Below are 24,163 nucleotides of genomic sequence, written 5' to 3'. Positions count from 1 at the left end.
CCCTAGGCGCAGGGGTCCTCCCCTGTCATGGTGAGCGAAGAGGACGCACCACCGCTGTGACAAAGGGGAGGAACCCTGCCATGGCCCCACACACCATCGTGCTCGTGCACGGCTTCTGGGTCACGCCGCGAAGCTGGGAGCACTGGATCACGCACTACGAGAGCAAAGGGCACCGGGTCATCGCGCCGGGGTATCCCGGCTTCGAGGTCGAGGTCGAAGCGCTGAACGAAGACCCCAAACCCGTTGAGCTGCTGACGATTCCGGGCATCGTGGAGCATCTGGAGTCAGTCATCCGCGAGCTCGACGCGCCGCCGATCATCATCGGCCACTCCGCCGGTGGCTGCTTCACGCAGATCCTGCTCGACCACGGTTTCGGCGCGTGTGGCGTCGCACTGAACTCCGCACCCACCGAGGGTGTTCCGGTCGTTCCGGTCACCCAGGTGAAGTCGTTCCTCGAGGTGCTCAAGAACCCGGCGAACCGGCACAAGGCCGTGCGGTACGACTTCGAGCATTGGAACTACGCGTTCACAGGCACCTTCCCCGAGAAGGAGGCCCGCGCGCTGTACGAGCGGTACGCGGTGCCGGTGTCGGGCTCGATCCTGTTCGAGAGCGCGCTCGCCAACCTCACGCCGGGCAAGCAGGGCGGGTGGGCCGACTACCACAACGACAACCGCGCGCCGTTGCTGTTCGTCGCCGGCAGCGAGGACAAGATCATGCCGCCGAAGGTGCAGTGGTCGAACGCCGCGCACTACAAGGCGCCGAACACGCTGACCGAGGTCGTCGAGTTCGGCAGCAAGCCGCACCTGCTGCCCGCCGCGCCGGGCTGGGAGGAGATCGCCGACTACGTGCTCGCGTGGGCCGTCAGGAACGCGCGAACCTGATCACCGTCGCCTCCGGCGGCGACGCGTTCTTCCACCCGGGCTTGGAAGTCCGGGCACTCGACGAAGTTCTCGTGCGGGCACGCCAGCCCGTGCCCGATCAGCTCCTGCGCCGCTCGCAGCTCGGCGATGCGGCGCTCGAGCTGGTCGTGGTGGTCCCGCAACACGTCCTGGCGGCTCGCCCGGTCCGGTGCGTCGAGCATCGCCCGGATCGACGACAGCTTCAGTCCGGCCTGCTTGCCGATCAGGATCATGGCCACCCGACCGAGCGCTTCCCTGCCGTACCGCCGCCACCGGTGCACGCGCCGCGCGGGCGCGATCAGGCCGACGGACTCCCAGTGCCGTACGACATGTGCGCCGAGGCCGAATCGCCCCGCCAGCTCGCCGATCGTCAGCTCCGTGCCTGTTGACTTCATGTCCACATCAAAAGGCACTGTCGACGGCATGAACAAGACCAAGATCGACGATCTGACCACCTTCCTGCTCGCGGTCGACGCGCAGGCGGACGCCGTCGCGTTGCGGGAACGCTCGTACAAGCTCTTCGCACCCAAGCCCGGCGACACCGTGCTCGACGTCGGCAGCGGCGGTGGTACGGCGGTCGGCGAGCTGTTGGCGCGCGGCATGAACGCGATCGGTGTCGACGTCAGCGCCGACGCACTAGCCGTCGCCCGCGAACTGCACCCCGACGCTCGCTTCGAACAGGCCGGCGCCGAGGAGTTGCCGTTCGCGAACGGTTCCATCGACGGCTACCGCGCCGAGAAGCTCTACCAGCGACCGCCGCAGCCGAGGCGTACCGAATCCTCAAGCCAGGCGGGCGAATCGTCCTACTCGCCCAGGACTGGGACGCCGCCATCGTCGACGCCACCGACGCCGACCTCACCAGGACGATCGTCCTCGCCACCGCGGCCGTCCAGCCGCATCCGAGAGTGGCGCGCCGCTATGGCGCGTTGCTCGCCGGCGCCGGCTTCGCCGACGTCGAGCTCGAGGGGCGGCTCATGCTGATGACCGATCCGACGTACGCGCTGCCGGTCCTCGGCATGATGGCCGAACGAGCGGTCGCCGCCGAGGCGGTCGAGGCGAGTGCCGCCGAAGAGTGGCTGGCGGACCAGCGTCGCCGCGCGACGGAGAACCGGCTCGTACTCGGCATGCCGATGTTCCTCGGCGCCGGAACGAAGCCGACGACCTAGCCGGTGTAGGTGCTGCCCTGGTCCTGGCCGAATGTCGTCGGCCGGTTGTCGGAGGTGTACTCGTCCGGGATCTCGGGCGCCGGCGCCGTCCAGTCCTGGAAGGTGACGCGGGCGCCGTCGGGGCGCGTGGTCTCGAAGCCGGCGAACTTCCAGTCGCCTGTGTAGTGGTTGTTCCGGAACACGTTCTGCTGAAGGAACGTGAGGCGCCAGGGGATCTCGAACCCGGGGAACTCGTCGAACGAGCCGTAGTTGGAGAAGAGCCCGTTGATCCCGCAGTAGTCGGCACCCACACAGCTCGCGCCCATCGCCGCCTTGTCGAGGTGGAACTCGTTGTTCTCGACGACGATGTTCTCCGTCGACCAGCGGCACCGGTACTTGTCGATGCCGTCCGGGATGTCGTTCTCGACGGTCGTCTCGCACTGCGTGTCGTCGTACAGGTCGGTCTTGATCGTGCAGTACGGCGGATGCGTGTGCGCTTCGGACGAGCAGTACCGGTCGGCGTTCTCCCAGAGCACGATCCCGCCCCAGTTGTCGTCGAAGCTGTTGTCGCTGATCAGCATCGGCGAGGTCTTGAGGTCGTAGCCTGCCGGGCTTCCGCTCTCGGAGACGTAGATCGCACCGACCGGGAAGTTGTTCCCGCGGTCAGCGAACCTGCGGCCCTCGACGAACGCGTTGCGCCGGAACAGGTTGTGCCGCACGAGCGCGTCGTAGCCGGCCTCGATGAACAGAGCTTGCGCGTCGTTGTCCTCGATCAGGTTGTGCTCGACGACGAAGCCGCGGTTGTTGTTGTCCAGCCAGAGTCCGACACCGCGGTTGTCGTGGACCCAGTTGTTCGTGACCGTGACGTCCTTGTTGATCCAGAACTTCACCCCGCCGCTGCAACCGCAGCCGGGGACCTGGTTCTCCCAGTCGTCGGCGTTGTTGCCCACGATCTCGTTGTGGTCGAGGACCCAGTTCTGGATGTCACCGCTGGGCGAGTCCGTTCCACAGCAGGCGTTGATGCCGTACTGGCCGTTGTCCTTGATGCAGTTGTACCGGTACGTGTTGTTGGAGCCGGCCATCAGTCCGGCACCGTTGTTCTCGGTGATCGTGTTGTACTCGACCGTCCAGTCGGCCGCGCCGTCGTGGTTCACCACGCCCTGGTCCTGCGGCGCGTTGAAGTTGCGGATCGTCAGGTGGCTGATCGTGACGTTCGGCGCGTGCTGGGTGAAGGCGAACATGTTGACGCCCTGGCCGTCGAAGATCGCCCCCGGAGCGCCGATGAACGTGGTCCCAGGGCCTGGCTCGATCTGCCCGAAGACGTCCGTGCCCATCGTGTGGACGCCGGGAGCGAACCAGAACGTCTGGTTCGGATCACGGAAGTCGAAGAACAGGTCGTTGTTGTCGCCTGCCGGCACCGTGACCGCCCCCGGCGGCGCCGTCGACGGCCCGTCCAGGATCTCGCTGTTGCCGCAGATCTGGGCCGGCGGGGTGGTGGGCCACTCCCCTGCCGAGGCCTCGGCAGGGACGATCAACCCCACACCGATCGCGAGCAGGGCGACAACGATGGCACGTCCACGATTCCCCCATGTCATGGGCGCGATCGAACCAGGGACACCGTTCCATGTCTAGAACTTCCGGGAGTTTCGAGGTGATCGTTCATTCCTTACGAGCACCGAGCGGCTACGACAATCGCTCGCGCTGGACCTCGGGGGCGGTCACCTCGGGTTCGCGCACGTCTGGCTCGGTGTCGTCGGGCTCGCTCACGTTGGGTTCGCCGGAGGCGGGTTGGTCCACCTCGGGTTCTTCGGGCTCGTCGCGGTCGTCCAGGTCGAGCTCGGCCACGGTGGCCGAGCTCAGCTCGGGCTCGGGTGGTCGCGAGGCCGTGACGCGGCGTTCCTGGCGTTCGTCCAGCAGCTTGTGCACGGTCGCGTTGAAGGCGGCGCCGATCAGCAACGTGATCACGATCAGGTACAGCCACAACAGCACCGCGATCGGGGCGGCGAGTGGTCCGTAGATCGAGGTCGACTCGCCGCCGATCGACGCGCCGAGCACCCAGCGGAGCAGGTACGAGCCGCCGATCCACATCGCCAGCGCCAGCACCGAGCCGGGCAGATCGTGCAGCCAGGGCGACCGTAACGGCACCGCGATGTGGTAGAGCGTCGCGACGAACGCGGTGGACAGGATCAACACCACGGGCCAGTACAGGTCGTTCAGGAAGTCCAGGTTGGGCGGCAGGATCTGCGCGACGATCGACGGACCCGCGAGCACGAGCGGCAGCACGACGACGCCGATGCCCAACGCCACGATGTACATGGAGAACGAGAGCAACCGGGTCTTGACGATGCCGCGCTTACCCGCCTGCCCGTGCATGATCGAGATCGTGTCGATGAAGACGTTCAACGCCCGCGAGCCCGACCACAACGCGAGCACGAAACCGATCGAGATGATGTCCGCGCGGCCGCGGTCCAGCACCGCGTCCAACGTCGGCACGATCACGCTCTGCACGCTGTCCTCGGTCAGCGCGCGGCGGGCGATCTCGACGATCTCCGACTTCACGCTCTCGACGGTCTGGGAGCCGAAAATTCCGACGACGTAGCCGAGAGTTCCGGCGAGTCCGAACACCAGCGGCGGCAGCGAGAGCACCGCGAAGAACGCGCCCTCGGCCGCGAGGCCGGTGACGCGGTACTTCATGCAGGAGGAGACCGTGCCCTTGAGCAGCCGCCATGGCACGGTCAGGCCGCGCCGCACCTGCCCCAGCACGGCCCTGACTCGCGGGGGCTGGGAGCGCTCGGCTCTCGCCGTCTCCGCTGCCATGGGGCATACGGTAACCGGGTGGACGCCTCCATCCCCGCAACGCCACAGAACGCCTCGGTACGCAGCCGGTCTACCCATGCCGTGACGAACCAGCCGCCGCCCCTCGCGCCGTACGACGCCCGCGCCAACGACGCCGCGCTGACCGACGCGTACGCCCGGTTCGTCGGCGCCGATCCGAGTCCGCAGACGACCGAGCGGCTCACCGAGATCGGGCATCTCGCGGGCTCGGAGCAGGCGCGCGACTGGGCGTTCCAGGCCAACCGCAACCCGCCGGTGCTGCGGACGCACGACCGGTACGGCCATCGGATCGACGAGGTCGAATTCCACCCGGCGTGGCACACGCTGATGGACCAGGCGGTCGGCTTCGGCATGCACGGGGCGCCGTGGACCTCGGGCGAGCCGGACGCGCACCTCACCCGGGCGGCTGGCTACTACCTGTGGCACCAGGTCGAGGCCGGGCACTGCTGCCCGATCACGATGACGTACGCCGCGGTGCCGGCGCTGCGGGCCTCCGACGAGCTGTCGGCGCTGTGGACGCCGCTGCTGACGGCGCGATCCTACGATCCCGGGCTGCGTGCCCCCGCCACGAAGGGCGGCGCGCTCGCCGGCATGGGGATGACGGAGAAGCAGGGCGGGTCGGACGTCCGCGCGAACACGACCCGAGCCGAAGCCACGGGCGACGGGACGTACGTGCTGACCGGGCACAAATGGTTCTGCTCGGCACCGATGTGCGACGTGTTCCTCGTGCTCGCCCAGGCCGCCGGCGGGCTGAGCTGCTTCGTGGTGCCGCGCGTGCTGCCGGACGGCTCGCGCAACCCGTTCGCCCTGCAACGGTTGAAGGACAAGCTCGGCAACCGGTCGAACGCCTCGTCTGAGGTCGAGTTCGACGGAACGGTCGGGTGGCTGCTCGGCGATGAGGGGCGTGGCGTGCCGACCATCATCGAGATGGTCGCGGCGACCCGGCTGGACTGCGTCCTCGGCTCGGCCGCGCAGATGCGGAAGGCGGTCGCGGAGGCGACCTGGCACGCGGCGCACCGGTCGGCGTTCGGCGCTGTGCTGGCTGACCAGCCGGCGATGACGAACGTGCTCGCCGACCTCGCCGTCGAGCAGGAAGCCGCCACCTGGTTGGCACTTCGCCTCGCGCACGCCGTCGACGCCGGCGAGCAGGCGTTCCTGCGGCTGGCGTTGCCGCTGGGCAAGTACCTCGTCTGCAAGCGCACGCCGTGGCTCGTCGCCGAAGCGTTGGAGTGCCTCGGCGGCAACGGGTATGTCGAGGACTCGGGGCTGCCGATGCTGTTCCGCGAGTCGCCGCTGAACTCGCTCTGGGAGGGGTCGGGCTCGGTGCAGGCGCTCGACGTGCTGCGGGCGTTGCAGCGCGAGCCGGAGGCGCTCGAGGCGTATCTGAGCGAGATCGGCGCGGCGCGCGGGGCGGACGCGCGGCTGGACGCGGCGACCGACGAGGTGCTGCGGTCGCTCGCCGACCTGGAGTCGCTGGAGTTCCGCGCGCGGCGGATGGCCGAACGGTTGGCGCTCGTTCTGCAGGGCTCGCTGCTGGTCCGGCACGCGCCCGCGGCCGTGGCGGACGCGTTCTGCGCCTCCCGTCTGGGGCGAGACGCCGGCGGAACTTTCGGCACTCTTCCGGTAGGCGTCGACGCGAAGGCCATCGTCGAGCGCGCGACCCCGCGACGCTAAGCTCGGGCGGGTCGCGACTGGCGCTGGGATGGAACCGACCATCGGGGAGCGACACCGTCCGTACGAAGCACGGGCACCGCGCGCCTGGGTGCCTGGGTCAATACGAAGATGTCCTGACCCAGGAGGAATCGCATGACACTCGACCTGATGGCCAAGCTGGCCGACTCCGACCCGAAGATCGCCGAGCTCGTCGAGGCCGAGGGCCGCCGGCAGTTCGAGAAGATCCGGCTGATCCCGAGCGAGAACTACGTCTCTCGAGCGGTGCTCGAGGCGACCGGGACCGTGCTGACGAACAAGTACTCCGAGGGGTACGCGGGCCGCCGTTACTACGAGGGCCAGCAGCTCATTGACCAGGTGGAGACGCTCGCGATCGACCGGGTCAAGTCGCTGTTCGGCGTCGAGCACGTGAACGTCCAGCCGTACTCCGGCTCCCCCGCCAACCTCGCCATCTACCTGGCGTTCCTGCAGCCCGGCGACACCGTCATGGGCATGGCGCTGCCGATGGGCGGCCACCTCACCCACGGCTGGAGCGTCTCGGCGACCGGCAAGTGGTTCCGTTCGGTGCAGTACGAGGTCGTCCGCGAGACGGGCCGCGTCGACATGGACGCCGTCCGCGAGCTCGCGCTGAAGGAACGGCCCAAGCTGATCTTCTGCGGTGGCACGGCGATCCCCCGGACCATCGACTTCGAGGCGTTCGCCTCGATCGCGGCCGAGGTCGACGCGCTGCTCGCCGCGGACATCGCGCACATCGCCGGCCTGGTTGCCGGCGGCGCGCACCCGTCGCCGGTGGGACACGCGCCGGTGATCTCGACGACCACGCACAAGACGCTGCGCGGTCCGCGCGGCGCGATGCTGATGTCGGACGCCGACCACGCGAAGGCGCTCGACCGCGCGGTCTTCCCCGGTCTGCAGGGTGGGCCGCACAACCACACCACCGCGGCGATCGCGGTGGCCGCTGCCGAGGCGGCGACCGAGGAGTTCAAGACGTACGCGCACCAGATCGTCGCGAACGCCAAGGCGCTCGCGGACGCGCTGAACGCGCGGGGGTTCTCGCTGGTCTCGGGCGGCACGGACAACCACCTGATCCTCGTCGACCTGACGTCGAAGGACATCGCCGGCAAACCCGCGGCGAAGGCGCTCGACCGCGCGGGGATCGAGCTGAACTACAACACGGTCCCCTACGACACGCGCAAGCCGTTCGACCCGTCGGGCATCCGGATCGGGACGCCGGCCGTGACGACGCGCGGGATGGCGCCGGAGCACATGCCGCAGATCGCCGCGTGGATGGACGACGCGGTCGAGGCGGCGAAGAAGGACGACGGCGACGCGCTGGACCGGATCGGTGCCGAGGTGCGCGAGTTCACCAAGGCGTTCCCGATCCCGGGCTGGTCTGCCTGAGGGTTCTTAGCTCACGTCCACGCGGCGACCGGTCTCGAACGACTCGATCGCCGCGTGGGCGAGCTGGAGCGCCCTGCGGCCGGCCCGGGCGTGGATCGGCGGTGGCTCGCCCTTGCGGAACGCGGTGAGCAGCGCCTCGACGTGGCGGTCGAACGTCGCGTGGAAGTTTCGGGCCTCGTCGTGGAAGTAGCCGGCCTCCCAGACCTGGCGGGTCTCCTCACCGGCTCGCGAGAGCGTGAACCTGCGGACGGTGTCGTCGACGGTGAGGCGGCCTTGGGTGCCGTTGACCTCGACGTGCTGGGTACCGGGATAGGCGTACGACGAGTCGTAACTTCCGAGCAGCGTGCCGACAGCTCCGTTCGCGAACTTGAGCGCGAGCGCGATGGTGCTGAATGCGCCGTACGTCTTGTCGGTCATCTGCGCGGCGACCGACGCGATCGGGCCGCCGAGGTGCTCGAGCAGGTCGAAGCCGTGGCACTGGGTCTCGATCAGGTTCGCGTGCGGTGACCTGCCGCGGTTGGCCTCGCCGCCGAACCGCCAGGTGAGGAACACCAGGTCGCCGAGCTGGCCTTCGTCGATGGCCTTCTTGGCGCGCAGGAACGGCTCGGCGTAGCGGTGGTTGAAGTTGATCGCGAAGAACGTGCCTTGCTGGTCGGCCGCTTCGAGGAGGCGGTCGGCTTCTTCGAGGTCGAAGACGAGCGGCTTCTCGACGAGCAGGTTGGCACCGGCTTCGATCAGCTTCAACGTTGGCTCGAAGTGGTCCTCGTTCGGGAGGCAGACCGTCACCAGGTCCGGTTGTGCCTCGGCGAGCAGTCGGTCGAGGTCGGGGTAGGGCGTCGTGCCATACGCGGCCGCACGTGCCGCGGTTTTCTCGGGCGTTCGTCCGAGAATTCCGACCAGCTCGGTGTCCGCGCGGCCGGCGAAGATCCGCGCGTGCTGCGCACCCCAGCCGCCCGCACCGACGATCGCGACGCGAGTCATGCGCCGGGCTCCTGGACGATCACAACTTTTCCGGTAGTTCCGGAGAGGAACAGCTCGAACGCCTTCGGCAGCTCCTCGACCGGCAGCTCGTGCGTGATCACGCGGCCGACGAGGTCGCGATTCTCCTGCAGGTGTTGAAGATTGTCGGGCATCTCGTCGTACCGGAAGTACTCGCTGCCGAGCACCGCACGTTCCGGCGCGATGAGGTCGCGCGACACGTTCAGCTCGAGTCCTTCGCCGTGGCCGACGCAGATCAGCGAGCCGCGCTTGCTCAGTGCTGACATGGCGAGCTGGCGGGCCGCGCCCTTGCCGGAGGAGTCGAACGCCATGTCCGGCTGGAAGTTTCGGACCGTTTCCGCATCATTCGCATCGACCGCTCCCACGCCGAAAGTTTCGGCGAACTCGCGCCGCCACTCGCTGAGGTCGCTGACGAGGATCGGGAAGTCGGCGCCGTACTTGATCCGGGTCATCACCAACAGGCCGAGCCCGATCGGGCCGGCGCCGGCGATGTAGACGCTCTCAATGTCCTCGCGGACCTGCGCCGCGCGGCGCAGCGCGTGGCCGCTGGTGCCCATGACGTCGAGCAGCATCGTGGCCTGCGCGAACGTGGTCGCGTCGTCGATCGGGAAGAAGTTGCTCTCGTGCGAGATCGCGTACGGCCCGTACCCGCCGTCGACGTTCTGCCCGAAGTCGCCGCGCTTGGCGAGGCACTGGTTGGTCGCGCCGAGCTTGCAGCTGCGGCACGTTCCGCAGAAGTCCATCAGGTAGACCGCGCCGCGCGTACCCGGTGCGGTCGTGGTGTCCGCGCCGGCCGCGATGACGACACCGGCGGCCTCGTGGCCCGGAACTATCGGACTGCCGTTCCGGTACTCGCCCCGATCGGTCCCGCAGATCGCGTTGGCGCCGATCGCGAGCAGCAGTTCGTCGGGGCCTGGGTCGCGGTACTCGTGGGGCTCGAACTCGATGACTCCGTTGCCGCGAAAGCGCGGGACGGTTCCGGATCGGGGCACGGCGACTCTCCTGGCGAAGGCCGGAAACATGTTGCCTCCACGCTGCCAGCGGGCGGAGGTTCCGTCAAGGATCGTTCGAATCTCGGCTGCTATCGTGTTTCCGGAAACATTCCGGAGGTGGCCATGGGCGAGAAGCGCGCGACCGTACGCGACGTCGCCGCGCGCGCCGGCGTCTCCCCCGGCACCGTGTCGAAGGCACTGAACGGGACCGGCCAGATCGCGCGCGAGACGCGGGCCCGGATCCTCGCGGCGGCCGAGGAGATCGACTTCCGCCCGAACGCGTTGGCGCGCAGCGTGTTCGAGCGGCGCAGCTACACGGTCGGGCTGATCACCACCGATAGTTTCGAACGGTTCAGCGTTCCGGTCATGCTCGGCGCGGAGGACGCGCTCGGGGCGGGGCGGATCTCGGTGTTCCTGTGCGACAGCAGGGACGACCCGATCCGCGAGCAGCACTACGTCGACGTCCTGCTCGGGCGCCGGGTGGACGGGTTCATCGTGACGGGGCGGACGTCGAACGAGCGTGCGCCATTGGAAGTTTCGGCCGACGTACCGGTCGTGTACGCGCTGACGCCGTCCGCTCGTGCCGGCGACTGCTCGATCCTGGTCGACGACGTGGCGGCCGGGCGGCTCGCCGGCGAGCACCTGATCCGGCTCGGTCGGCGGCGGGTCGCGCACCTCACGGGATCGGAGTGGTTCGACGCCTCGCGCCGGCGTGCCGCCGGGTTGGCCTCCGCGCTGGCTGACGGCGGCTTGTCGCTGGCGGTGCCGCCTCTGTTCGGTGACTGGACCGAGGCCTGGGGGCGGCAGGCGACGCACATGCTGCTGCGTTCGGCGCCGGACGTCGACGCGATCTACTGCGGCAACGACATCCTCGCCCGCGGCGTGGCCGACAGCCTGCGCGAGCTCGGCCGGCGCGTACCCGAGGACGTCGCGCTGATCGGGACGGACAACTGGGAGTTCATCGCCCACGGCGCCCGCCCACCCCTGACGTCGGTCGACCTCGGCCTCCCCGCCGTCGGCCGGCTCGCCGCGCAGCGCCTGCTGGACGCGATAGCCGGCAACCCCCACGCCGGCCGCGAACACGTACCCTGCCACCTCGTCGTCCGCGCCTCCACCGACGACGCAGCCCCACCCACGTAGCTCAAGCGGCGACCCCGCCATCCACAACTCAGTCCGACTTTGCCCACCGAACCGGGGTGCGGAGGGCCGTTCCCACGTGGGAGAACCCCGGTTGGGTGGGTGAAGTGGTGGCTAGGGGTGGACGGGGAGCCAGACGCGCATGGGTCCGACCTCGCGGTTGGCCCACAGGAAGTACGGGACAGCTCGCACCGGCCGGCCAGCGTCCCGGGCGATCGCGACCGGCACGCCACTGGAGTTGTTGGACAGATCTCGGTCTCTATGCCGAGATCTGTCCAACAAGTCGGCTAGGGCGGGGTCGCGCCACTCGTCCAACAGGTCCGGGTCGATCACGAGGTCGTCCACCAGCAGGCCGTCCTCCTGGTCGACCTGCTCCACCGCGTACACGAGCGGGCCGCGTTCGATCGCCACGCAGCCGCGGGCCGAGTCCACGCGCGGGTGGCCGGCGGTGAACCGCGGCGCCATCGGGAGGTCGAGCACGAGCCGCTCCCCCGGCCGCCAGGTTCGGCGCACCGACGCGTACGTTCCGGGTTCGACCGCCTTGCCATCGAGCGTGGCACCGGCCGCCCAGGCCGGGATCCGCAGCTCCAAGGTCCACGGCGTCGACGGAGAATCCTCAACGGTCACAGCGACCTGGCCCGACCACGGATAGTCGGTCTCGACCACCAACGACACCTCACCGGCACGCACCGACGACGACGCGTACTGGTGCAGCTGCACACCCTCCTCCGTCGACGACGCCAGATACCCATGCAGGCTTGCCAAAGTCCGCATCAGGTTCGTCGGACAGCACGAGCACCCGAACCACTGCTGCCGCCCCGCCGCCGCCATCCGCGTGTCGGTCGCGACGGCACCGCCACGCAGCTGCAGGGCGTTCGCGTAGAAGTACGCCGCCCCGTCGAGCGACACCCCGGGCAGCACCGCGTTGTAGAACTGCCGCTCGAACAGGTCCGCATACCGCGGGTTCCCGGTCGCGAGCAGCAGCCGCCAGTTCCACTGCATGCCGGCGATCGCGGCGCAGGTCTCGGCGTACGCGCGGTCGGACGGCAGCTCGTACGGGTCGCCGAACGACTCGCCCTCCCAGCGACTCCCGAGCCCGCCGGTGACGTACGTCTTCTGCTCGACCATCCCCTCCCACTGCCGCTCGAGCGCCGCGAGCAGCGCCGCGTCGCCGGTCTCCACAGCGACGTCGGTCGCGCCAGCGGCGAGGTAGATCGCGCGCACGGCGTGGCCCTCGGGCACCAGCGTGGAGCGCACCGGGATCCGGTCGCTGTGGTACGCGTCGCCGAACGCGTGCGTCGGCTCCAGCAGGTCGTGGCCGCGGACGTCGACGAAGTAGCGCGCGAGCTCGAGGTAGCGGGACTCGCGCGTCGTCCGGTACAGCTCGACCAGCGCCATCTCCGCGACCGGGTGGCCGCACGTCCCGGCGCGCTTGTCCGGGCCTGGGCCGAACGTCCGGTCGAGGTGGTCGGCCGCGGCGATCGCCACGGCCAGCAGCGCCGAGCGGCCGGTCGCGCGGAACTGCGCGACGGCCGACTGGATCAGCGCGCCGTTGTTGAAGATCTCGTGGTCCCAGGCGAGCCGTTCGTACCGGCTGGCCCGCTGTCCGCTCTGCACGTACGTGTTGAGGTAGCCGTCGTCGGCCTGCGCGGCCGCGATGCGGCGGGAGTACGCGTCCAGCCAGGCGAGCTGCTCCGAATCGCTCGTCCGGCCGGCGTTCCACGCGACCGCCTCGAGCCACTTGTACGCCTCGCCGTCCTCGAAGCACGGCCCGTGGTACTTGGGACTCGATGTCCCAAGTGCCACATTGTCGAAGTTCAGCCAGGCCCGCTCGCGCTCCAGGTGCGCCGCGCCCCGAGGGATCGACGTCGCCCCGTTCGCGTCCTGCAGGTTGCCAAGGAACCCGCCGTGGAGCTCGACGGCCGGCAGCGGAAGGGGCGTGAACGAGGTCGGCGCGAGCGGAGCCACCGGCCCCGCGTCTAGAGAGGACATGAGCCGATCTCACACCCGCCGACGAGCCGAGGCAACTTGTTGCCGACCGTTTCTGCGCCATGCTGTCCGACGTGACAAGCAGCAAGGACCTTGAGCGCAACAAGCAGAACGTCCAGGCGTTCTACGACCTGATGTTCAACCAGTGCCGGCCCGCCGAGGCGATGGAGAAGTACGCCGGCGCCACGTACACCCAGCACAACCCCGACGTCGGGGACGGCAAGCAGGCGTTCGTCGCGTACTTCGAACGGATGGCCGTGGACTACCCCGGCAAGCACGTTCGCTTCGTCCGCACGATCGCCGAGGGCGAGTACGTCGTCCTGCACTGCCACCAGACCTGGCCGAACGACCACGACTACGCCGGCATCGACATCTTCCGCGTCGACGCCGACGGCAAGGTCGTCGAGCACTGGGACGTCCTGCAGACCGTTCCGGACACCGCGGCTCACGACAACGGCATGTTCTGACCGAGCCTGACCAGGTCTTACAGCGCGAATCCATTCCCTACCACGGTGATCGGAATTTGAGACGCCATCTCGGATCCTGGACGACTTGGTTGTCACATGGGCACTGACTCGTGGACCCTGGACGCTATGTTCCCGCCCGTGACCCCGATGCTCGTGGGTCGTCGTCATCTCGATTTCGGGCGGATGGCCGCAATGCTGTGTCTCCAGGCGCGCTGACGCGCCTGTCGTATTCCCGACGGAGCGCGTGACCGCGCCGGTCCCCCGTAGTGCCGCGACAGCTTCAGCCTGCCCGCGATGGTGTCCCCCTTTGAGCCAGGAGGAACGAGTTCGATGCCCGACCAAGCGCCGACCCGAGGGGCCACTCCGGCCCGCAAGCCCGGGGCACGGCCCGGCCGCAAGCGCGGTGAGGGCCAATGGGCGCTCGGCTATCGCGAGCCGCTCAACAAGAACGAGCAGGTCAAGAAGGACGACAACCCGCTGCACGTCCGGGCTCGGATCGAGAACATCTACGCCCACCGCGGCTTCGACAGTATCGACCCGGCCGACCTGCGCGGCAGGTTCCGCTGGTGGGGGCTCTACACCCAGCGCAAGCCCGGCGTCACCGGCCAGCACACCTCGATCCTCGACACCGAGGAGCTCGAGGACAAGTACTTCATGCTTCGCGTACGCATCGACGGCGGCCAGCTCAACCTCGAGCAGCTCCGGGCGATCGCCGACATCTCCACGACGTACGCGCGCGACAGCGCCGACGTGACCGACCGGCAGAACATCCAGCTGCACTGGATCCGCATCGAGGACATGCCCGCGATCTGGCAGCGCCTCGAAGAGGTCGGCCTGGAGACCACCGAGGCCTGCGGCGACTGCCCGCGGGTGATCATCTCCAGCCCGGTCGCCGGCATCGCTGAGGACGAGATCATCGACCCGACGCCCGCGATCCGCGAGATCGTGGACAAGTACATCGGCCTGGAGGAGTTCTCCAACCTCCCGCGCAAGTTCAAGACCGCGTTCACCGGCTACCCCGACCACGACGTCGCGCCGGAGTGCAACGACGTCGCGTTCGTCGGCGTGGTCCACCCCGAGCATGGCCCCGGCTTCGACCTGTGGGTCGGCGGCGGCCTGTCGACCAACCCGATGCTCGCCAAGCGGCTCGGCACCTGGATCCCGATCGAGGAGGTCGCGGAGGCCTGGGCCGGCGTGGTCAGCGTGTTCCGCGACTATGGCTACCGCCGGCTGCGGCACCGCGCGCGGATCAAGTTCCTGATGGCCGACTGGGGTCCGGAGAAGTTCCGCGAGGTGCTGGAGAACGAGTACCTCGAGCGCAAGCTCGTCGACGGCCCGGCGCCGCCCGTTCCCGCACGGCCCGGTGACCACGTCGGCGTGTTCAAGCAGAAGGACGGCCGCTACTTCGTCGGCGTCGCGCCGGTCGCGGGACGGGTGTCCGGCGCGCAGCTCGGCAAGTTCGCCGACATCGTCGCCGCGCACGGCTCGGACCGGATCCGTACGACGCCGCTGCAGAAGCTGCTCGTCCTCGACGTCGAGGCCGGCCAGGTCGAGCCGCTGGTCAAGGCGCTCTCCGACATCGGCCTGCACGCCCGGCCGTCGTCGTGGCGGCAGAACACCATGGCCTGCACCGGCATCGAGTTCTGCAAGCTCGCGATCGTCGAGACCAAGTCGCGCGCCGCGTGGCTGATCGACGAGCTGGAGCAACGCGTTCCCGACCTCGACGTCCCGATCACGGTCAACCTGAACGGCTGCCCCAACTCCTGCGCGCGCATCCAGGTCGCGGACATCGGTCTCAAGGGCCAGATGGTGCTGTCCGACCAGGGCGAGCAGGTCGAGGGCTTCCAGGTCCACCTCGGCGGCGGCCTCGGCCTGGACGCCGGCTTCGGCCGCAAGCTGCGGGGCCACAAGGTCACCGCGGACCAGCTTCCCGACTACGTGGAGAACGTCGTACGGCACTACCTCGACCAGCGTGAGCCAGGTGAGCGGTTCGCCCAATGGGTGAGCCGCGCCGAAGAGGGGGCCCTGACATGAGTGAGAGAGCGACGCCGTTCTACTGCCCGTACTGCGCGGACGAGGACCTCCGCCCGTCCGAGGAGGGCCACGGCTCCTGGGAGTGCCGCGGCTGCACGCGGGTGTTCACGCTCAAGTACGTCGGCCTGAAGGCACGCGCATGACGATCACCGCACCCGCTCCGGCCGCGACCGACGCGGATCTCCGCGAGCGCCACGACCTCGCCCGCCGCGCGGGCAAGGAGTTGGAGCACGCGTCCGCGCAGGAGATCATCGCGTGGGCCGCGGACACGTTCGGCGAACGGTTCTGCCTCACGTCCTCCATGCAGGACGCGGTCCTGTCGCACCTGGCGTCGGAGGTCGTGCCCGGCGTTAACGTTGTGTTTCTAGACACCGGCTACCACTTCCCCGAGACGATCGGGACGGCCGATGCTGTGTCTGTGACGCTGCCGATCAACCTGGTCACCGTTCGCCCCCGGCAGACGGTCGCCGAGCAGAACGCGACGCTCGGCCAAGACCTGTACAAGCGCAACCCGGAGCTGTGCTGCCAGCTGCGCAAGGTCGCGCCGCTCGAGCGCGCGCTGACCGGGTACGACGCGTGGGCGACCGGCATCCGCCGCGAGGAGAGCGCGGCCCGCGCGAGCACGCCGGTCGTCGGCTGGGACCACCGCCGCAAGATGGTGAAGGTCGCGCCGCTGGCCCGGTGGACGCAGGACGAGGTCGAGCAGTACATCCAGGCGAACGGCATCCTCACCAACCCGCTGCTGTTCGACGGCTACCCGTCGATCGGCTGCGAGCCCTGCACGCACCGCGTCGAGGACGGCGAGGACGCCCGCAGCGGGCGCTGGTCCGGCTTCGCGAAGATCGAGTGCGGGATCCATACGTGAGCGAACCCACGTACCCGCTGCTGCTGGACATCGCCGGCAGGCGGGTCGTCGTGGTGGGTGGCGGACCGGTGGCGGCTCGCCGGGTCGGCTCGTTGCTCGCGGCCGACGCTCTGGTGACGGTGGTCGCGCCGGCGCTGTGCGAGGAGTTGTCCGCCCAGGTGGACGTGGTGGCCTGGGTGCCGCGGGAGTACGTGACCGGCGACCTGTCGGGCGCGTGGCTCGTCCACACGGCGACCGGTGACCAGGCGGTGGACGCGCTGGTCGCCGCGGACGCCGAGGCGGCGCGGGTGTGGTGCGTACGGGCCGGTGCCGCGGAGGCGTCGTCCGCGTGGACGCCGGCGGTGACCCGGGTGGACGACGTCACGGTCGCGGTGTCGGCCGGAGGCGACCCGCGGCGGGCGCAGGCGATCCGTGCGCGGATCGCGACGTCCCTGGCGACCGGCGACCTACCGACGCGGCGGCAGCGGCGTACGGGCGAGGGCCACGTCGCGCTGATCGGCGGCGGGCCGGGCGACCCCGGGCTGATCACCACCCGTGGACGTCGGCTGCTCGCCGACGCGGACGTGGTGGTCGTGGACCGGCTGGCGCCCCGCGCCCTGCTGGACGAGCTGGACCCGGCCGTCGAGGTGGTCGAGGCCGGCAAGGGACCGCTCGCGCACACGCTGTCGCAGCTGCAGATCAACGAGCTGATCGTCGAACGCGCGCTCGCCGGGCAGCGCGTCGTCCGGCTGAAGGGCGGCGACCCGTTCGTGTTCGGCCGCGGCGCCGAGGAGGCGCTCGCCTGCGCCGAGGCCGGCGTGCCGTGCGAGGTCGTTCCGGGTGTGACGAGTGCCGTGGCCGTTCCGGAAGCCGCGGGAATTCCGGTGACGCACCGAAACGTTTCGCGCAGCTTCACGGTGATCTCCGGACACGTCGCGGCGCACGGCGAGGAGATCGACTGGACCCGCCTCGCCCCGCTGGACGGCACGCTGGTGTTCCTGATGGGCGTCGCGCCGCTGGCCGACGTCGCGGCGGGCCTGGTCCGCGGCGGCCGTTCGCCGGAACTTCCGGTGGCGATCGTGGAACGCGGCACGCTGCCGAGTCAGCGGACGACGTTCGGAACGCTGGCGACGATCGCCGACCTGGCCACCGAACGCGGCGTCCGCTCCCCCGCGGTGATCATCGTCGGCGACGTGGTGGACGTGGCGGCGCAGCTAGGCTTGTGAGGTGCCTGATGGTCTGCTGCTCGTCGCGCACGGCAGCCGGGATCCGCGCGCGGCGGCCGTGGCGCACGAGGTCGCGGCCGCGGTCGAGGAGCAGGTCGACGACCTGATCGCGGAGGCGGCGTTCCTCGAGCTCGCCGAGCCCGATCCCCCCTCGGCGCTCGCCAACCTGCATCGCCGAGGCGTCGGCAGCGTGACGATCCTGCCGTTCCTGCTCAACCACGCGTACCACAGCAAGACCGACCTCCCCGGGGTCGCGACGGCGGCGCGGATGCGCGGCCTGCGGGTACGGCTGGGTTCGGTGCTCGGTCCGCACGACCTGATCCTCGACGCGATCGTGCGCCAGCTCACCGCCACCGGGGTGGCGTACGACGCGGTCGTGCTCGCCGCGGCCGGGTCCACCGATCCGGAGGCCAACGCGACCGTGGCCGCGGTCGCCCGGGCGTTGTCGGACCGGCAGCACGTGCCGGTGACCCCCGCCTACGCGAGCGCCGCCGAGCCCACCGTGAGCGACGCGGTCGGCCGGTCCTACCGGGCCGGCGCGGCGCGGGTGGCGGTCGTCACGTACCTGCTCGCCCCCGGCTACTTCGCCGACGCCATTCGCGACTGGGCGGAGGCCGAGGGCGCCGCCGCCGTGACCGAGCCGCTGGGCGGCTCGCCCGAGATCGTCGACGTTGTCGTCGCGCGTCTATTCGAGGCGACCAGCGCTTCTTCCTAGCGCTCGAGGGCGGGCGCCGAGGCGGTGCACGCCCGCAACGTGGACCTGGCAGGATGCGAGACTCACCGGCCACGGCCGGACAGCTTGGAGAGGAGCATCGGTTGGTCGAGGTGTGGCCTGGTACGCCGTACCCACTGGGCGCGTCCTACGACGGCGCCGGGACGAACTTCGCCCTGTTCAGCGAGGTCGGGGAGGCTGTCGCGCTCTGTCTGTTCGACAGCGACGGCAAGGAGACCCAGGTCGAGCTGGAGGAGCGCGAGGCCGGCGTCTGGCACGGCTACCTCCCCCGCGTCGGCCCCGGTCAGCGGTACGGCTTCCGCGTGCACGGTCCGTACGACCCCTCCCGCGGACACCGCTGCAACCCCTCGAAGCTGCTGCTCGACCCGTACGCCAAGGCGGTCGAAGGCGAGATCGACTGGGACGAGGCGCTGTTCTCGTACCACTTCAACGACCCGGACAAGTTGAACACCCTCGACTCCGGCCCGCACATGATGAAGTCGGTCGTCGTCAACCCGTACTTCGACTGGCAGGACGACCGGCCGCCGCGCCACCCGTACCACGAGACCGTCATCTACGAGGCCCACGTCAAGGGCACGACGATCCAGCACCCCGACATCGCCGACGAGATCAAGGGCACGTACGCCGGCCTCTCCTCCCCCGCGATGATCGAGCACCTGCAGTCCCTCGGCGTGACCGCGGTCGAGCTCATGCCCGTGCACCAGTTCGTGCACGACGACCTGCTCGTGCAGCGTGGCCTGCGCAACTACTGGGGCTACAACACGATCGGCTTCTTCGCGCCGCATAACGCCTACGCGGCGTCGGGCCAGGCCGGCGACCAGGTGCAGGAGTTCAAGGCGATGGTGCGCGCGCTGCACCGCGCCGACATCGAGGTCATCCTCGACGTGGTCTACAACCACACCGCCGAGGGCAACCAGCTCGGGCCGACGATCGCGTTCCGCGGCATCGACAACTCCGCGTACTACCGGCTGGTCGACAACAACAACTCGCATTACTACGACACCACCGGCACCGGCAACAGCTTGTTGATGCGTCACCCCCACGTGTTGCAGCTGATCATGGACTCGCTGCGGTACTGGGTGACGGAGATGCACGTCGACGGGTTCCGCTTCGACCTCGCGGCGACGCTGGCTCGCCAGTTCCACGAGGTCGACCGGCTGTCGGCGTTCTTCGACCTGGTACAGCAGGATCCCGTGGTGTCACAGGTGAAACTCATCGCCGAGCCGTGGGACCTCGGCCCTGGTGGCTATCAGGTCGGCGGGTTCCCTCCGTTGTGGACGGAGTGGAACGGCAAGTACCGCGACTGTGTCCGCGACTTCTGGCGCGGCCAGCCCGCGACTCTCGGCGAGTTCGCGATGCGGCTGACCGGATCGTCGGACCTGTTCCGCGACGACGGGCGCAAGCCGTACGCGTCGATCAACTTCGTCACCGCGCACGACGGTTTCACGTTGCGCGATCTCGTGTCCTACAACGGGAAGCACAACGACGCGAACGGCGAGAACAACAACGACGGCACCACTGACAACCGCTCGTGGAACTGTGGTGCCGAGGGAGAGACCGACGACAAGAACGTGCTCGCGTTGCGGGCTCGGCAGCATCGGAACTTCCTCGCCACGATGTTCCTGTCGCAGGGCGTGCCGATGATCCTCCACGGCGACGAGCTCGGCAGGACGCAGCAGGGCAACAACAACGTGTACTGCCAGGACAACGAGATCTCCTACGTCGACTGGCGGCACGCCGACTCCGACCTGCTCGCCTTCACGCGCGCGCTGATCCAGCTGCGCGCGGACCATCCTGTGTTCCGGCGGCGCCGGTTCTTCGACGGGCTGGGAAGCAGCGAGGAGCTCACCGACATCGCCTGGTTGAAGCCGGACGGGCAGCCGATGGGTGGCGGCGACTGGACCGCGGGCTTCGCGAAGTCGCTCGCGGTGTTCCTGAACGGCGAGGCGATCGACGAGCCTGGCCTGCAGGGCGAGCGGATCGTCGACGACTCGTTCCTGCTGCTGTTCAACGCGTCCGAGCAGGACATGGACTTCGCGATCCCGCCGGAGGTGTACGGGTCGGCGTGGGAGCCGGTGCTGGACACGGCCGACGACGACCTGTCCGATCGCGGAGTGGTCCAGGCCGGCGACAAGGTCAACGTGCTGGCGCGTTCGATGCTGGTCCTCGAACGCGTCTAGACGGGTCTTGCAACGCGTGTTGTAAAACACGCGTTGTAGAACAGCTGATTCAAAACAGATGTTGCAAAACACGTGTTGCACAACGACCACGGGAGGATTCGATGCGTCGATTGCTAGCGGCAGTGGCAACAGGAGTACTCGCGGTGACGGTGGGCGCCGCCGCGCCGGCCTCGGGGAGCGCGCCCGCCGTCGCGGACGCCGCGGCGGTCCGGATCATGCCGATGGGGTCGTCGACGACCGCGGGCAGCATCCCGGGCGGCTACCGATCCGACCTCTACCAGATGCTGACGTCGGCGGGGCTGTCGGTCGACTTCGTCGGCGCGATCACCGACGCTGGACCGGCGCAGTTGCCGGACCGTGACCACGAGGGTCATGGCGGGTTCGTCCTCTCCCAGCTCACCGAGATCGCGACCGACCGGGCCACGCGGTTCCAGCCGGACGTCGTGCTGCTGCACGCCGGCGCGAACGACGTGCTGGGGAACGTCGACCTGCCCAACGCGCCCGCGCGGCTCGAGCAGCTGATCGACACGCTGCTCGCCGTCGTCCCCAACGCCGTGATCATCGTGTCGACGGTCGGCCCGATGGGCGACCCGGCGACGGACGCCCGGGCGAAGACGTTCAACGCCGCGATCCCGTTCATCGTGCAGAAGAAGGTCGACGAGGGCAAGAAGGTGCGCTTCGTCGACATGCGAACGACCTTGCTGGCAACCGATGTCGCTGCCGACAAGATCCACCTGACGCACAGCGGGAACACCAAGATGGCGTACCGCTGGTACGGCGCGCTCGTGTCGTCGCCGGTCATCCGGTACGAGGCCGAGCACGCGACGTTCCGCAACGCGCAGGCGCTTACGACGACGCTCGCGTCGAACAACGGCAAGGCGGGGAAGATCGACCTCGCCGACAGCTACGCCGAGTTCGCCGTCGACGCGCCGTACGCCGGCACGTGGCGGCTGTTCGTTCGCGGCGGCAACGGGACGACGACGCCGTGCACGCACACGATGACGGTCAACGGTGCGCAGAGCAGAACGGTGACGTATCAACGATTCGGCTGGGAGCAGTGGACCGTCACCGCCCAGACCGTCACGCTCAACGCGGGCCGCAACGCCGTGCGCTTCACGAAGGGCACCTGCTTCGCCGAAATCGACGCGATCGACCTGACCCGCGAGACCACCACCTGGCCGCCACTGTAGCTTCATCGGTATGAAAACCGATGTCGACATCAGCACGGCCAGCGGCGACGACGACGCACTGACCGCGCTCGTGCAGGTCATCCAGGACAGCCCGCCGTACGACTACCGGCCGGGCGAGGTCGCGGCGGCCGCGGAGTGGTTCCCGCCGCTCGTCGAGCGGGCGACGCACGCGTACGTCGCCCGCCGCGCCGAAGAGCCCGTCGGGTTCCTCGTCGCGCTGCCGATCAGCACGTACGGCAAGGTCGACGACTACGAGGCGGCGCTCGGCGTGGACTTCGCGACCACGACGTACCTCGCCGAGCTCGGCGTCGCCAGCAGCGCACGCCGCATCGGGCTCGCCTCCACCCTCGTCGAACGGCTGCACGCCGAGCTGCCCGAGACCACGACCGCCTGCGTCGTGCGCACGCTCGAGTGGAACGCACCAGCGATCGCACTGTACGAGCGGCACGGCTACGAGCTCGCCGACGGCGTGACCCAGGAGTGGAACGGCCGTACGCGGGTCTTCCTCACCCGCCGCTTCGCCAGGTGAGGCCATGACCCAACGGGTACAGGGCGACGCCGTTCTTGGGGATCGCCACGGGCAACTTCCCCTGCGGCGCTACCTCACCGAGCAGCACCCGGACGAATGACTCCATCGCGACGTCAGAGTGCGAGTACGTCGCCAGGTGGGTCGCGGAGTCGTAGGACGCGGCGTCGTACGGGTCCCGCACCGCCACGGTGATGACGGGCCTCCCCGTCTCGACGAGCGCCGCGACCATCGCGCGCTGCTCCCGGAACGACCACGCCCGAGTGGTGACGGCGATGACCAGCTCACTCCCCCGCGCCTTGGACGTGAGGTCGGCGATCGCGCCGCTGCTCGGGTCCTCGTCCGTCGCCCGTACCGACACCGCCGCCCCGCGGGCCTCCAATCGCGCACCCAGCTTGCGAGCCGCGACACCCCAGCCCGCCACCAGCACGTCCTTCGGCGGCTGCGCGAACGGCAACACCCCGGCGTCGTTGCGGACGACGGTCGTCGTCTTGTCCGTCACGCGCTGCGCCGCCGCGCGGCTCTCCGACGTGCCGACGACCGACTTCACCGCCGCCACCTCGACGTACGGCGAGTCCACGATCCCCCGCCCGGACTTCAACGCCAGCACCCGGGCCACGCTCTCGTCGATCCGGCTCTCGCTGATCCGCCCCGACCGCACCGCCTTGAGCACGGCATCGAACGCCTGCTCCGGCGCCGGCGGGATCAGCACCTGGTCGGCGCCCGCCTCGATCGCGCGCACCGCGGCCTCCGCGTCGCCGTACTTCTCCCGTACGCCCGCCATCTCCATCGAGTCCGTCACGATCAGGCCCTCGAAGCCGAGCTCGCCGCGCAGCACGCCGGTGATGATCGGCTTGCTCAACGTCGCCGGGTCGCCGGACGGGTCGAGTGCCTTCAGCACGATGTGCGCGGTCATGATCGAGTCGATGCCCGCCGCGATCGCCGCGCGGAACGGCGGCGCGTCCAGCCGGTCCCACTCGTCGCGGGTGTGGCTCACCACCGGCAACGCGAAGTGGCTGTCGTCCTTGGTGTCGCCGTGTCCCGGGAAGTGCTTCGCGGTCGCGATGACCTTCGCGTCCTGCTGGAAGCCCTTCACCATCGCCGTCGTCAGGTCCGCAACGAGCGACGGGTCGGAGGAGAACGAGCGGACGCCGATCACCGGGTTCGCCGGGTTGGTGTTGACGTCCGCGTCCGGCGCGTAGTCCTGGTGGATGCCCATCGCGCGCAGCTCGCGGCCGGTGATCGCCGCGACCGTCCGGGCGTCGGCGAGGTCGCGCGACGCGCCCTGGGCCATGTTGCCCGCGAACATCGTGACGGGCGGCCCGATCCGTACGACCAACCCCTGCTCCTGGTCGGTGCCGATCAGCAGCGGCACCTTCGAGCCGGTCGCGAGCGCGACGCGTTGCAGGTCGTTGGACAGCGTCGCGACCTGCGCCGGGTCTTCGACGTTGTCGCGTGCGGAGAAGTAGATCCAGCCGCCTGGCTTGTACTTCTCGACGACCTCTCTGGCGGTGGCGACGCCGTAGAGCTCGGTGTTGCGGTGGTCGGGGCGGTCGGCGCGCGGACCGAACGCGAACAGCACGAACAGCTGCCCGACCTTCTGCTCCAACGACATGCCGTGGAGCAGCTGCTGATCGGGCTCGGGCGACGCGGTCACGGACTGGCGCTCCTCGGGAGTCGGCGTCGGTGTCGGCGAGTGGGTGGCCGCCGGGGTCGTGCGCGCGGGAGCCGGCGTGGCCGTACGCGACGGCGCGTCGGCCGCGGACGGTGCCGGGGAGTCCTGGCGGCTGCAGCCAGGGCCGATGACCGCGCCCATGACCGCCAGTGCCCCGGCCTCGAAGAGGTGCCGGCGCCTCCACCTACGCATGCTCGGCTCCGCTCAGCTGCTCGTTCCT

The 24,163-nt window shown here is 69.5% G+C and carries 22 protein-coding genes and 1 riboswitch; of the genes, 15 read left to right on the top strand and 7 right to left on the bottom strand.

Annotated elements, in window-relative coordinates; translation table 11 throughout:
- The first annotated feature begins 80 nt into the window (after nucleotides 1-80).
- The gene (locus tag JOD67_RS22240; RefSeq protein ID WP_205119632.1) at nucleotides 81-881 is read left to right on the top strand and encodes an alpha/beta hydrolase; all 801 of its coding nucleotides are present in this window, start codon (nucleotides 81-83) and stop codon (nucleotides 879-881) included.
- On the opposite strand, the gene JOD67_RS22235 is transcribed toward JOD67_RS22240, so the two are convergent.
- A complete protein-coding gene (locus JOD67_RS22235) occupies nucleotides 842-1,294 on the bottom strand; it encodes a MerR family transcriptional regulator (RefSeq protein WP_239553972.1) in 453 nt (150 codons plus the stop codon). The two genes, JOD67_RS22240 and JOD67_RS22235, sit on opposite strands and share 40 nt — an antisense overlap.
- A 28-nt stretch (nucleotides 1,295-1,322) precedes the next feature.
- On the opposite strand from JOD67_RS22235, the gene JOD67_RS22230 reads away from it, so the two are divergent.
- Entirely contained in the window at nucleotides 1,323-1,880 is a 558-nt protein-coding gene (locus tag JOD67_RS22230; RefSeq protein ID WP_205119631.1) for a class I SAM-dependent methyltransferase, read from the top strand.
- On the top strand, nucleotides 1,874-2,065 hold the full coding sequence (locus JOD67_RS22225; RefSeq protein WP_205119630.1) for a hypothetical protein: 192 nt from the start codon (nucleotides 1,874-1,876) through the stop codon (nucleotides 2,063-2,065). The genes JOD67_RS22230 and JOD67_RS22225 overlap by 7 nt, the downstream gene beginning before the upstream one ends.
- Here the strand turns inward: JOD67_RS22225 and JOD67_RS22220 are convergent.
- Both JOD67_RS22220 and JOD67_RS22215 read right to left on the bottom strand, forming a co-directional pair.
- The gene (locus JOD67_RS22220) at nucleotides 2,062-3,639 is read right to left on the bottom strand and encodes a right-handed parallel beta-helix repeat-containing protein (RefSeq protein WP_205119629.1); all 1,578 of its coding nucleotides are present in this window, start codon (nucleotides 3,637-3,639) and stop codon (nucleotides 2,062-2,064) included. The two genes, JOD67_RS22225 and JOD67_RS22220, sit on opposite strands and share 4 nt — an antisense overlap.
- Before the next feature lie 88 nt (nucleotides 3,640-3,727).
- On the bottom strand, nucleotides 3,728-4,861 hold the full coding sequence (locus tag JOD67_RS22215; RefSeq protein ID WP_239553971.1) for a YihY/virulence factor BrkB family protein: 1,134 nt from the start codon (nucleotides 4,859-4,861) through the stop codon (nucleotides 3,728-3,730).
- A gap of 18 nt (nucleotides 4,862-4,879) precedes the next feature.
- On the opposite strand from JOD67_RS22215, the gene JOD67_RS22210 reads away from it, so the two are divergent.
- A complete protein-coding gene (locus JOD67_RS22210; protein ID WP_307782501.1) occupies nucleotides 4,880-6,553 on the top strand; it encodes an acyl-CoA dehydrogenase family protein in 1,674 nt (557 codons plus the stop codon).
- A gap of 3 nt (nucleotides 6,554-6,556) precedes the next feature.
- Nucleotides 6,557-6,650, top strand: a riboswitch (ZMP/ZTP riboswitch).
- A gap of 35 nt (nucleotides 6,651-6,685) precedes the next feature.
- The gene (gene glyA, locus JOD67_RS22205; protein WP_205119628.1) at nucleotides 6,686-7,951 is read left to right on the top strand and encodes a serine hydroxymethyltransferase; all 1,266 of its coding nucleotides are present in this window, start codon (nucleotides 6,686-6,688) and stop codon (nucleotides 7,949-7,951) included.
- A gap of 6 nt (nucleotides 7,952-7,957) precedes the next feature.
- Here glyA and JOD67_RS22200 read toward each other — a convergent pair whose 3' ends face one another.
- Nucleotides 7,958-8,932, bottom strand: a complete 975-nt coding sequence (locus JOD67_RS22200) for a Gfo/Idh/MocA family protein (protein ID WP_205119627.1) — start codon at nucleotides 8,930-8,932, stop codon at nucleotides 7,958-7,960.
- Nucleotides 8,929-9,942, bottom strand: coding sequence for an alcohol dehydrogenase catalytic domain-containing protein (locus JOD67_RS22195; RefSeq protein ID WP_205119626.1), 1,014 nt, complete (start codon nucleotides 9,940-9,942; stop codon nucleotides 8,929-8,931). The genes JOD67_RS22200 and JOD67_RS22195 overlap by 4 nt, the downstream gene beginning before the upstream one ends.
- Before the next feature lie 123 nt (nucleotides 9,943-10,065).
- Between JOD67_RS22195 and JOD67_RS22190 the strand changes: the two genes are divergently transcribed.
- Nucleotides 10,066-11,082: a LacI family DNA-binding transcriptional regulator gene (locus tag JOD67_RS22190; protein WP_205119625.1), complete on the top strand. Its 1,017-nt coding sequence runs from the start codon at nucleotides 10,066-10,068 to the stop codon at nucleotides 11,080-11,082.
- A gap of 111 nt (nucleotides 11,083-11,193) precedes the next feature.
- Here the strand turns inward: JOD67_RS22190 and JOD67_RS22185 are convergent, their stop codons facing one another.
- The gene (locus JOD67_RS22185) at nucleotides 11,194-13,071 is read right to left on the bottom strand and encodes a glycoside hydrolase family 127 protein (RefSeq protein ID WP_205119624.1); all 1,878 of its coding nucleotides are present in this window, start codon (nucleotides 13,069-13,071) and stop codon (nucleotides 11,194-11,196) included.
- 71 nt (nucleotides 13,072-13,142) lie between these two features.
- Here JOD67_RS22185 and JOD67_RS22180 point away from each other — a divergent pair, with 71 nt between their 5' ends.
- The 9 genes from JOD67_RS22180 to JOD67_RS22140 all read left to right on the top strand — a co-directional run bounded on the left by JOD67_RS22180 (nucleotide 13,143) and on the right by JOD67_RS22140 (nucleotide 22,271).
- A complete protein-coding gene (locus JOD67_RS22180) occupies nucleotides 13,143-13,535 on the top strand; it encodes a nuclear transport factor 2 family protein (protein WP_205119623.1) in 393 nt (130 codons plus the stop codon).
- A 330-nt stretch (nucleotides 13,536-13,865) separates the two neighbouring features.
- Entirely contained in the window at nucleotides 13,866-15,569 is a 1,704-nt protein-coding gene (locus JOD67_RS22175) for a nitrite/sulfite reductase (RefSeq protein ID WP_205119622.1), read from the top strand.
- Nucleotides 15,566-15,712 carry a hypothetical protein gene (locus JOD67_RS22170; protein ID WP_205119621.1) on the top strand — a complete coding sequence of 49 codons (147 nt, stop codon included), beginning with the start codon at nucleotides 15,566-15,568 and terminating at the stop codon, nucleotides 15,710-15,712. The genes JOD67_RS22175 and JOD67_RS22170 overlap by 4 nt, the downstream gene beginning before the upstream one ends.
- Entirely contained in the window at nucleotides 15,709-16,434 is a 726-nt protein-coding gene (locus JOD67_RS22165; protein ID WP_205119620.1) for a phosphoadenylyl-sulfate reductase, read from the top strand. The genes JOD67_RS22170 and JOD67_RS22165 overlap by 4 nt, the downstream gene beginning before the upstream one ends.
- The gene (gene cobA / locus JOD67_RS22160; RefSeq protein ID WP_205119619.1) at nucleotides 16,431-17,639 is read left to right on the top strand and encodes a uroporphyrinogen-III C-methyltransferase; all 1,209 of its coding nucleotides are present in this window, start codon (nucleotides 16,431-16,433) and stop codon (nucleotides 17,637-17,639) included. The genes JOD67_RS22165 and cobA overlap by 4 nt, the downstream gene beginning before the upstream one ends.
- A gap of 1 nt (nucleotide 17,640) precedes the next feature.
- Nucleotides 17,641-18,354 (top strand): sirohydrochlorin chelatase, encoded by a 714-nt coding sequence (locus tag JOD67_RS22155; RefSeq protein ID WP_205119618.1) that lies wholly within the window; start codon nucleotides 17,641-17,643, stop codon nucleotides 18,352-18,354.
- A 53-nt stretch (nucleotides 18,355-18,407) separates the two neighbouring features.
- Nucleotides 18,408-20,552, top strand: coding sequence for a glycogen debranching protein GlgX (gene glgX, locus JOD67_RS22150; RefSeq protein ID WP_205119617.1), 2,145 nt, complete (start codon nucleotides 18,408-18,410; stop codon nucleotides 20,550-20,552).
- 101 nt (nucleotides 20,553-20,653) lie between these two features.
- Nucleotides 20,654-21,742, top strand: coding sequence for a GDSL-type esterase/lipase family protein (locus JOD67_RS22145; protein WP_205119616.1), 1,089 nt, complete (start codon nucleotides 20,654-20,656; stop codon nucleotides 21,740-21,742).
- 10 nt (nucleotides 21,743-21,752) lie between these two features.
- Nucleotides 21,753-22,271: a GNAT family N-acetyltransferase gene (locus JOD67_RS22140; protein ID WP_205119615.1), complete on the top strand. Its 519-nt coding sequence runs from the start codon at nucleotides 21,753-21,755 to the stop codon at nucleotides 22,269-22,271.
- Here the strand turns inward: JOD67_RS22140 and JOD67_RS22135 are convergent.
- On the bottom strand, nucleotides 22,249-24,135 hold the full coding sequence (locus tag JOD67_RS22135; protein ID WP_239553967.1) for a glycoside hydrolase family 3 protein: 1,887 nt from the start codon (nucleotides 24,133-24,135) through the stop codon (nucleotides 22,249-22,251). The two genes, JOD67_RS22140 and JOD67_RS22135, sit on opposite strands and share 23 nt — an antisense overlap.
- Between the last annotated feature and the right edge of the window lie 28 nt (nucleotides 24,136-24,163).

The organism is Tenggerimyces flavus, from assembly GCF_016907715.1.
GTDB lineage: Bacteria > Actinomycetota > Actinomycetes > Propionibacteriales > Actinopolymorphaceae > Tenggerimyces > Tenggerimyces flavus.
This window is presented reverse-complemented; position numbering and strand designations above follow the sequence as displayed.

Bases quoted from the DNA above. Each gene is read 5' to 3' on its own strand.
- JOD67_RS22215 (WP_239553971.1), bottom strand. From the start codon at position 4,861: ATGGCAGCGGAGACGGCGAGAGCCGAGCGCTCCCAGCCCCCGCGAGTC.
- JOD67_RS22145 (WP_205119616.1), top strand. From the start codon at position 20,654: ATGCGTCGATTGCTAGCGGCAGTGGCAACAGGAGTACTCGCGGTGACG.
- JOD67_RS22220 (WP_205119629.1), bottom strand. From the start codon at position 3,639: ATGACATGGGGGAATCGTGGACGTGCCATCGTTGTCGCCCTGCTCGCG.
- glyA (WP_205119628.1), top strand. From the start codon at position 6,686: ATGACACTCGACCTGATGGCCAAGCTGGCCGACTCCGACCCGAAGATC.
- JOD67_RS22175 (WP_205119622.1), top strand. From the start codon at position 13,866: ATGCCCGACCAAGCGCCGACCCGAGGGGCCACTCCGGCCCGCAAGCCC.
- JOD67_RS22170 (WP_205119621.1), top strand. From the start codon at position 15,566: ATGAGTGAGAGAGCGACGCCGTTCTACTGCCCGTACTGCGCGGACGAG.
- JOD67_RS22185 (WP_205119624.1), bottom strand. From the start codon at position 13,071: ATGTCCTCTCTAGACGCGGGGCCGGTGGCTCCGCTCGCGCCGACCTCG.
- JOD67_RS22235 (WP_239553972.1), bottom strand. From the start codon at position 1,294: ATGAAGTCAACAGGCACGGAGCTGACGATCGGCGAGCTGGCGGGGCGA.
- JOD67_RS22140 (WP_205119615.1), top strand. From the start codon at position 21,753: ATGAAAACCGATGTCGACATCAGCACGGCCAGCGGCGACGACGACGCA.
- JOD67_RS22165 (WP_205119620.1), top strand. From the start codon at position 15,709: ATGACGATCACCGCACCCGCTCCGGCCGCGACCGACGCGGATCTCCGC.
- JOD67_RS22200 (WP_205119627.1), bottom strand. From the start codon at position 8,932: ATGACTCGCGTCGCGATCGTCGGTGCGGGCGGCTGGGGTGCGCAGCAC.
- JOD67_RS22240 (WP_205119632.1), top strand. From the start codon at position 81: ATGGCCCCACACACCATCGTGCTCGTGCACGGCTTCTGGGTCACGCCG.
- glgX (WP_205119617.1), top strand. From the start codon at position 18,408: ATGCGAGACTCACCGGCCACGGCCGGACAGCTTGGAGAGGAGCATCGG.
- JOD67_RS22135 (WP_239553967.1), bottom strand. From the start codon at position 24,135: ATGCGTAGGTGGAGGCGCCGGCACCTCTTCGAGGCCGGGGCACTGGCG.
- JOD67_RS22225 (WP_205119630.1), top strand. From the start codon at position 1,874: ATGCTGATGACCGATCCGACGTACGCGCTGCCGGTCCTCGGCATGATG.
- JOD67_RS22230 (WP_205119631.1), top strand. From the start codon at position 1,323: ATGAACAAGACCAAGATCGACGATCTGACCACCTTCCTGCTCGCGGTC.
- JOD67_RS22190 (WP_205119625.1), top strand. From the start codon at position 10,066: ATGGGCGAGAAGCGCGCGACCGTACGCGACGTCGCCGCGCGCGCCGGC.